The following is a 7,223-nucleotide window of genomic DNA, read 5'->3' as shown; positions in this document are numbered from 1 at the left end:
GGCATCAAAACCCAAATCTGGTGTACGCTCATCGCACAATTGCTGATGCAGGTATTGAAAGTGAAATCGGAAAGCAAAAAAGCGTTTTCAACCATTGCTGCATTGGTCAGAATACACCTGATCAGCCACGTTGATGTGTTTTGGATGGTGCAAAATAGCCGAAGGACATACCAAAAACGAAAAAAGCGAAATAAATCACCCTGCCTTCAGACTTCTTTGTTCTAAAATAAGGGGGAGGTGGGTTTTGGGGAAACTAAAAAGATGTATTGATATTCAATAGATTAACAACTAATTTTGCCCTATTTGAAAGATTGCCCGTTTAGTAGTGAAAAAAAATATTTTTTTGTAAAAGAATAATTTAAAAGAAAAGACAGGTGAAAACCTGTCTTTTCGAACATAATCATCATATTATGATGACAAAAACTACCGTAACAAATATACATCTTTTTAAAATGAAAGTTTAATTTATTTCAAATTATTATTGGTAAAAGTAGTAATCAACTCAATAAAACAATCGGTTTCAAGGTTACTCAGCGTGTGATTCCACTTGCCGGTAATTATCTGGTTGTTTTTATGCAAATGTTGATGGGTGTAGTTATAATCTAAAACTTCATCATTTTCTCCCAAGATAATCAAGCCGTTTGATAAATTTTCAGATGGATTTTTTAATTGATTTGCCAATTGCACCGTAAATAAATGATTGTCTATTTTTCGTTGTACCACATTTAACAGCGGATTAATCAATATAAATGAAGCGTTTACATTACTGCCAGAAAATAGTTCCATTAACTGATATGCAAAATTTCCACCGGTTGAAGAACCAATGAAACAAAAAGGTTTTTCTATATCAACCTGGTCGTTTATTTGTTGGGTTAACTGTGAGATAATATCTGTTTGAAATTCATTCCATTCCAATGCTATGGCAACCGCTCCATTTTCATCGGCATAATTTTTTATCTTTTTAAACTTATTGCTGCCGGCACCTGTTGTTCCAAAACCGTGAATGTATATATACTGCATGTTAAATTATTTTGAGAAAAGCCTAATGGTGTAATCTAACAAACTGTTGTTGCCTGACATGCCGTGCCCCGGAATAATGGTTTTTATTTCAGGATACGCAGCTTTTAAATTTTTTACCGTTTGTGGCCAGTCTTTTTCATTAGCATCTTCTAAATTTCCTTTCCCTGCGTTTAGTTCCTTGATTAAACAGCCACCAAAAAGAATTTTTTCAGATGGAAAATATCCCACAATATTGTCTTTTGTATGTCCTTCGCCAAAGAAATCAATCAGAACCCGTTCATTGCCAACAGTCATTTCTAATGATTCGTCAAAATGTTCTTGTGGAACAGGAAGTTGTTTTTCCTTTGCAATTTCAATGGTTTTAAAAAAAGCAACCGATGGAATGTGGTGTTTGTGAAACTGATTCAATCCGCCCAAACAATCATCGTGGAAATGGGTGGGAATAACCGCTTTTATATTGCTTTTTAAATCTTGTTGAATCCAAAGAATTAACTCTTCAGAAATTTCGTCGTTTACCGGTGTATCAAAAACAACCGCTTCGCTATTATTTTGAACAATCATTCCGTTACAAGGCACATTGCCAAAACTTTCGGTTTGTAAAAACGATGTATGCTGATATACATTAGGAGATATTTTGGTGATTATCAATGTTTCTGATTGATAAACAATTTGATGTTTTGATTGATTTTTTGATGAAGAACAGCTGCAAATGCACGCTGATAAAAACATCAGAAGGATTGTTTGGATAAATTTCATTTTACAGATTTTACCCAAAAATACAAAAACAAAAAATCCGTTTACATTTTGAAACGGATTTTTACGACTTAAATTTTCGTTATTTTGTTATTTACACCCGCAATTGCAGTTAATAATTTACCGTTTGCTGCCGATGTTTTCTTGTAGTTTACTTTGTTACCGGTACCTTCAATACTAACCGATTTAACATCATCTACCGTAACTGTATTATCAACACCTTCAATTTTAATGGTGTTGCATGCTCCGGTAATGGTAACTTTATTGTTGGTTCCTTCAATTCTAATGGCTTCGTCACCGGTTGCTTCAACTGTTTTTGTAATACCCACGCCTTCAATCACAATTTCTTTTTGAGTGGTGGTGTTTTTTTCAACCGATGAAGAACTACCTATTTGAGCGTCAACCGATATAATTCCCAAACATAAAATAGTAAGTACAGATAATATCTTTTTCATAATTTAAACTTTTGATATAAAAATACAATTTTAATGCCAGAATTACAATCTATATTTTAGGAATGATTAAAAAAAAGAAATAAATAAAATACTTATTTTTGGTTTTTTACATTAAATTTTTAAGAGGTTAATTATGAAACAATTATTGATTTTCTTTTTATTGACGATGCCGTCTGTAGCACAGAAAACATATTTTGTAAAAGATAAAGATACACATAATCCTATTGCTTATTGCAGTGTTTATACAGTTGATGGTTTGTTTAAAATAAATTCTGAACAAGATGGTAGCTTTGGTGTTCCTGACGAGTTTTTAAAAAATACTTTTGTTTTTGATGCCGTAGGTTATGAGCCTAAACAACAACTTTTAAACAATATTGTTTTATTAGAACCTAAAAGAGAAGTTTTAGAAGAGATTGTGATCGTTCCAAAATTAGAAACGAAGAAGACTAAGGTAGGATCTGTAAAAAAAGCGAAACAGAGAATTGGCTTTAGTACTGGTATTATTGAAAATACTTGGAGTTTTGGACGTTTTTTTGCTTTTGATAACGAAATAGAGGAAACTCCATATTTAAAAGAAGTAGCATTCCGATTACATGCTCGACAAAAAGTAGCAACATATGGAGTTAAGATTTATGAAGCTGATGAAAACGGTTTCCCTACAGAACTTTTACATGATGAATTGATAATTGGTAAAATTGAAAAACGAAAACGAATCTCAAAAATCGATTTATCACCGTACAATATCATGATTCCTAAAAATGGTATTGTTGTAGTTTTTGAATGGCTTACCATTCAGAGTAATTATTACGAATATGAGTATTATAGCGAGAGAGATAAAAAAACAAAAACGGGCAAAGGATACAATCCAACAATTAAAGCAACTACTACAGCTGATCAAAAACAATCTTTAATTAAGTACTATGTTATAACTAAAAATAAATGGGAAAATATCACTCAGAGTTTTTTATTAGAACATACTGATAAAGGAAAGTACCCATTGATTATGTGTGAACTTACTTTAACCAATTAAATCAAAAGCAAATCATTTATAAGGTTATTCAACAAAGAAAAAACCACTCTAAACAGAGTGGCTTTTTAATTCAAATTATACTTTCATGATTTCTGCTTCTTTTTCAGCAAAAATTTCATCTATTTTTTTAATGTAAGCGTCGGTTAATTTCTGAACGCGGTCTTCGGCGTCTTTACAAACATCTTCAGAAGTTCCTTCTTTTTCCTGTTTTTTAATGTCGTTGTTGGCATCTTTACGGGCGTTACGGACAGATATTTTAGCATCTTCGGCTTCAGATTTTGCCTGTTTTGCTAAATCTTTACGGCGTTCTTCTGTTAATGCAGGAATATTAATAATAATCATATCGCCGTTGTTCATTGGGTTCAAACCTAAATTAGCAACCATAATGGCTTTTTCAATAGGTTGTAACATGTTTTTTTCCCAAGGTGTAACGGTTAATGTACGCGGATCGGGCACATTGATGTTTGCTACCTGCGACAAAGCGGTTGCCGAACCGTAATAATCTACAAAAACAGCACCCAACATTTGTGGGTTTGCTTTACCAGCACGAATGTTTAACAAGGATTTCTTTAGGTGATCAATAGATCCCTCCATTGATTCTTTTGCTTCGTCTATAATAAAATTAATTTCTTCTGTCATAACTGTATATTTTCTGTTAATAAACGGTTGTGCCAATAGTTTCGCCTTGGCAAACTTTTAATAAATTATTTTCTTTATTCATGTCGAAAACAACAATGGGCAGGTTGTTTTCCTGGCTTAATGTAAAAGCGGTAGTATCCATTACGTTTAACCCTTTGTCTAACACATCTGCAAACGAGATGGTTTCGTATTTAACGGCATTCGGATCTTTTTCAGGGTCGGCAGTGTAAACACCATCAACACGAGTACCTTTTAAGATAACATCGGCCCCCACTTCAATACCTCTTAAAACAGCAGCGGTATCGGTTGTAAAATACGGATTTCCTGTTCCGGCACCAAAAATTACAATGCGTCCTTTTTCAAGATGGCGCGTAGCCCTGCGTTTAATGTAAGGCTCTGCAATAGCTTCAATTTTTAAGGCAGTTTGCAAACGGGTAAGCATTCCGGCATCTTCTAAAGCACCTTGTAATGCCATACCGTTAATTACTGTAGCAAGCATTCCCATATAATCGCCCTGAACGCGATCCATTCCTTTACTTGCACCGGCAACACCTCTAAAAATGTTTCCTCCGCCAATTACAATGGCTACTTCAACACCTAAATCAACAACTTTTTTTATTTCTTGTGCGTATTCGGCTAAACGGTTAGGATCGATACCATACTGGTTATCACCCATTAAAGCTTCGCCGCTTAATTTTAGAAGTATTCTTTTGTATTTCATCTCGAGGAAAAATTTATTTGCAAATATACCATTTTTGCTATTGTTTAAAAATCTATGTAAGAATTAATTTAAAAGCTGTGAAGTTTAAAGTTGAATGAGGTTTGACTTTGTGACATTTGTCTTTCAACTCAAAACACTATTTTATCTTTGATTTTTTCAAAGTTTTGTTTTGCTTCGTGGTATCCAATCTCAAAAATCTCGTCCATTCTTTTCTTTGACGTCTCAAAAGTACTGTAATTTGCCAGTTTTTCCGGTTGGATGTGCCAGTCGCACAATTCGTTTTGGGGAAAAGTATTTTGCATCATCATGATTTCAAAAGCCCGTAATGCCACCGATTTGATCGAGGTAAACCGGGTTTGATTATACATTAACACCGGATTGACATTACTGCCGATTAAAAAATCGCAACGCCCTTGAATGGTATTTACCGGATAATTATTTAAAATACCACCATCGCTGTAAATACGGTTGTTGATCACAACCGGAGAAAACACGCCGGGAAAAGCACTTGAAGCGAGAATTGCCGAAACTACTTTGGTGTTTTTGTGAAAGATCTTCAATTTGCCCCGCTCAATTTCGGTAGCCGAAATGTATAATTCTACCTCTAAATCTTTTATGGTTTTGTCGCCAAATTCTCTTTCAAGGTATCGTGCAAACTGGTCTGCATCTAAAAAACCGGCTTTTCTGAAGGATAAATGCGACCAACTAAATAGATTCACCGATTTAAAAAAACTTAAAATATCTTTGGGTGTCATTCCGTTGGCATACAATCCACCTACAATAGAACCTGCACTTGTACCCGATATAATTTCCGGAAAAATGTTCTGTTCTGTTAAAAATTGCAACACCCCTGCGTGGGCAATGCCTTTGTGACCTCCGCCTGAAAGAGCTAATCCAAAAACAGTTGAGCTGTTATTCATTGTTTGTAACGTTAAATCGTTATTTTTGCATAAAATTACAAATTATGCAGGCGATATACCAAAAAGCATTGAAAAATTCGATGTCGTATAATGATTATTTAAATTTGATTGATGAAAAAATCAGCCAGAATGCTTCAACCGGACACGAACAAAACGAGATGCTAACCGGTTTTACCAAGCTAAACCGTGCACGAATGAAGCGGTTAGATAAAACACAGGAAATCCTTCCCCAGTTAGAAGCTGCCGTAAAACAAATAAGCCAGAAACAAATTTGGCTGGTACTTACTGAAAGCTGGTGTGGCGATGCGGCACAGCATGTTCCGGTTTTTAATAAGCTTTCGGCTATTAATCCATTCATTGATTTGCGATTGGTTTTACGTGATGACAATGATGAATTCATGCAGAAATATTTGACCAATGGCGGACGCTCCATCCCAAAATTAATTGCTGTTTCTGGAGATTTGCAGACTGAATTATTTACATGGGGACCAAGACCTGCAACTGCACAGGTTGAAGTAAAACGCTTGTTAGACCAAGAAGGTGGTTTTAACGATAAAGTTAAAGAAGGTATCCAGATTTGGTACAACAATGATAAAGGTGTTTCATTGCAAACGGAATTATTGGAATTGTTGAAATAAAAAAAAAGGACTGATTTTTTTCAGTCCTTTTTTTGTGTTGATTTTTTTTTACTAAATAGTTGTTTAGTTTAAATGTTTGTATTGATATTTTGTAAGTCTTTTATCTCCTGATTTTATTAAGATACTTTGCTCTACTCCCCATTTCAGGTCTCTACTTGCAGTAGCTTCGCTAATTTCTTTAAAATTTATTAAATAATCTTTTCTGCTAAATTCTTTGTTTCCTGTAATATTCTTGTACAATTCAATTCTATCAGGCGTTGTAAGTGTTCTGTTTTGTATCGATAAAAGATTTTTTAAAGATTCAAGTATAATCTCTAAGATAAACTCAATAAAAGGTGTAGAAGTTCCTGTTTTATCAGATAGAGAAAGTACTTTGTAATAAGTATCCTGATTAGCTTTTATGAGACTTTCAATAGGCAGATACTCAAATACAGGATACTTCTGCATTAAAATTAGTGTTTGCCATAATCTTCCCATTCTGCCATTTCCATCTAAAAAAGGGTGTATAAATTCAAATTCGTAATGAAATACACAACTTTTTATTAAAATAATATCTTCGTCTTTTTTCAGATAATTAAAAAGTTCATTCATCAAACCTTTTACCATAGATCCACTCGGAGCAATATGTTCTACTTTAGCTCCCTTTACAATGCCTACATTAGAAGTGCGTAGCTTTCCGGCATTATCAATTAAACCGTTCATGAGAATTTTGTGGGCTTTTTCCAAATCTTTTAATAAATACGGATTGAACTCATTTAACTTGTTATAAAGGTTAATTGCATTCTGTACCTCAGTGATATCTTTTTTTGGAGCAAGTACTTTTTTGTTATTTAATAATGCGGTTATTTGTTCCTCTGTAAGCGTGTTACCCTCTATTTCTAATGAAGATTGAATTGTTTTAATACGGTTCTTTTTTCGTAGTTCAGTTGGTGGTTTATACAGATGTGTAGCATTGATTTCGCCCAATTTCTCGGAAATAGCAACAACAAACTTTAAAATTTTATCACTACTAAACGGGCAATCTTTCAAATAGGGCAAAATTAGTTG

The 7,223-nt window shown here is 33.9% G+C and carries 9 protein-coding genes; 2 read left to right on the top strand and 7 right to left on the bottom strand.

What is annotated here, in order from left to right:
- Positions 1-465: 465 nt before the first annotated feature.
- From BLW20_RS14095 to BLW20_RS14085, 3 genes are all read right to left on the bottom strand, one after another.
- Entirely contained in the window at positions 466-1,020 is a 555-nt protein-coding gene (locus BLW20_RS14095; RefSeq protein WP_091102759.1) for a YqiA/YcfP family alpha/beta fold hydrolase, read from the bottom strand.
- Positions 1,021-1,026: 6 nt separating this feature from the next.
- Positions 1,027-1,776, bottom strand: coding sequence for a subclass B1 metallo-beta-lactamase (bla, locus tag BLW20_RS14090; RefSeq protein ID WP_091102756.1), 750 nt, complete (start codon positions 1,774-1,776; stop codon positions 1,027-1,029).
- Positions 1,777-1,844: 68 nt separating this feature from the next.
- Positions 1,845-2,228, bottom strand: a complete 384-nt coding sequence (locus BLW20_RS14085; RefSeq protein WP_091102752.1) for a DUF3060 domain-containing protein — start codon at positions 2,226-2,228, stop codon at positions 1,845-1,847.
- 133 nt (positions 2,229-2,361) lie between these two features.
- Between BLW20_RS14085 and BLW20_RS14080 the strand changes: the two genes are divergently transcribed.
- Positions 2,362-3,258, top strand: coding sequence for a peptidase associated/transthyretin-like domain-containing protein (locus BLW20_RS14080; protein ID WP_091102749.1), 897 nt, complete (start codon positions 2,362-2,364; stop codon positions 3,256-3,258).
- A gap of 75 nt (positions 3,259-3,333) precedes the next feature.
- Here BLW20_RS14080 and frr read toward each other — a convergent pair whose 3' ends face one another.
- From frr to BLW20_RS14065, 3 genes are all read right to left on the bottom strand, one after another.
- Positions 3,334-3,897 (bottom strand): ribosome recycling factor, encoded by a 564-nt coding sequence (frr, locus tag BLW20_RS14075; protein WP_091102765.1) that lies wholly within the window; start codon positions 3,895-3,897, stop codon positions 3,334-3,336.
- A 16-nt stretch (positions 3,898-3,913) separates the two neighbouring features.
- The gene (gene pyrH, locus BLW20_RS14070; protein ID WP_091102746.1) at positions 3,914-4,618 is read right to left on the bottom strand and encodes a UMP kinase; all 705 of its coding nucleotides are present in this window, start codon (positions 4,616-4,618) and stop codon (positions 3,914-3,916) included.
- 128 nt (positions 4,619-4,746) lie between these two features.
- Entirely contained in the window at positions 4,747-5,538 is a 792-nt protein-coding gene (locus BLW20_RS14065) for a patatin-like phospholipase family protein (protein ID WP_091102742.1), read from the bottom strand.
- A gap of 44 nt (positions 5,539-5,582) precedes the next feature.
- On the opposite strand from BLW20_RS14065, the gene BLW20_RS14060 reads away from it, so the two are divergent.
- Positions 5,583-6,176, top strand: a complete 594-nt coding sequence (locus BLW20_RS14060) for a thioredoxin family protein (RefSeq protein WP_091102739.1) — start codon at positions 5,583-5,585, stop codon at positions 6,174-6,176.
- Between the two features lie 63 nt (positions 6,177-6,239).
- On the opposite strand, the gene BLW20_RS14055 is transcribed toward BLW20_RS14060, so the two are convergent.
- A complete protein-coding gene (locus BLW20_RS14055) occupies positions 6,240-7,217 on the bottom strand; it encodes a Fic family protein (protein WP_245725344.1) in 978 nt (325 codons plus the stop codon).
- Positions 7,218-7,223 lie beyond the last annotated feature (6 nt).

Origin of the sequence: Paenimyroides marinum (genome assembly GCF_900108395.1) — a bacterium.
Taxonomy (GTDB): Bacteria; Bacteroidota; Bacteroidia; order Flavobacteriales; family Flavobacteriaceae; genus Flavobacterium; species Flavobacterium marinum.
Note: the sequence above shows the minus strand (reverse complement) of the source record. Positions and strands in the feature narration are given on the sequence as shown.

Bases quoted from the DNA above. Each gene is read 5' to 3' on its own strand.
- BLW20_RS14095 (WP_091102759.1), bottom strand. From the start codon at position 1,020: ATGCAGTATATATACATTCACGGTTTTGGAACAACAGGTGCCGGCAGC.
- bla (WP_091102756.1), bottom strand. From the start codon at position 1,776: ATGAAATTTATCCAAACAATCCTTCTGATGTTTTTATCAGCGTGCATT.
- BLW20_RS14085 (WP_091102752.1), bottom strand. From the start codon at position 2,228: ATGAAAAAGATATTATCTGTACTTACTATTTTATGTTTGGGAATTATA.
- BLW20_RS14080 (WP_091102749.1), top strand. From the start codon at position 2,362: ATGAAACAATTATTGATTTTCTTTTTATTGACGATGCCGTCTGTAGCA.
- frr (WP_091102765.1), bottom strand. From the start codon at position 3,897: ATGACAGAAGAAATTAATTTTATTATAGACGAAGCAAAAGAATCAATG.
- pyrH (WP_091102746.1), bottom strand. From the start codon at position 4,618: ATGAAATACAAAAGAATACTTCTAAAATTAAGCGGCGAAGCTTTAATG.
- BLW20_RS14065 (WP_091102742.1), bottom strand. From the start codon at position 5,538: ATGAATAACAGCTCAACTGTTTTTGGATTAGCTCTTTCAGGCGGAGGT.
- BLW20_RS14060 (WP_091102739.1), top strand. From the start codon at position 5,583: ATGCAGGCGATATACCAAAAAGCATTGAAAAATTCGATGTCGTATAAT.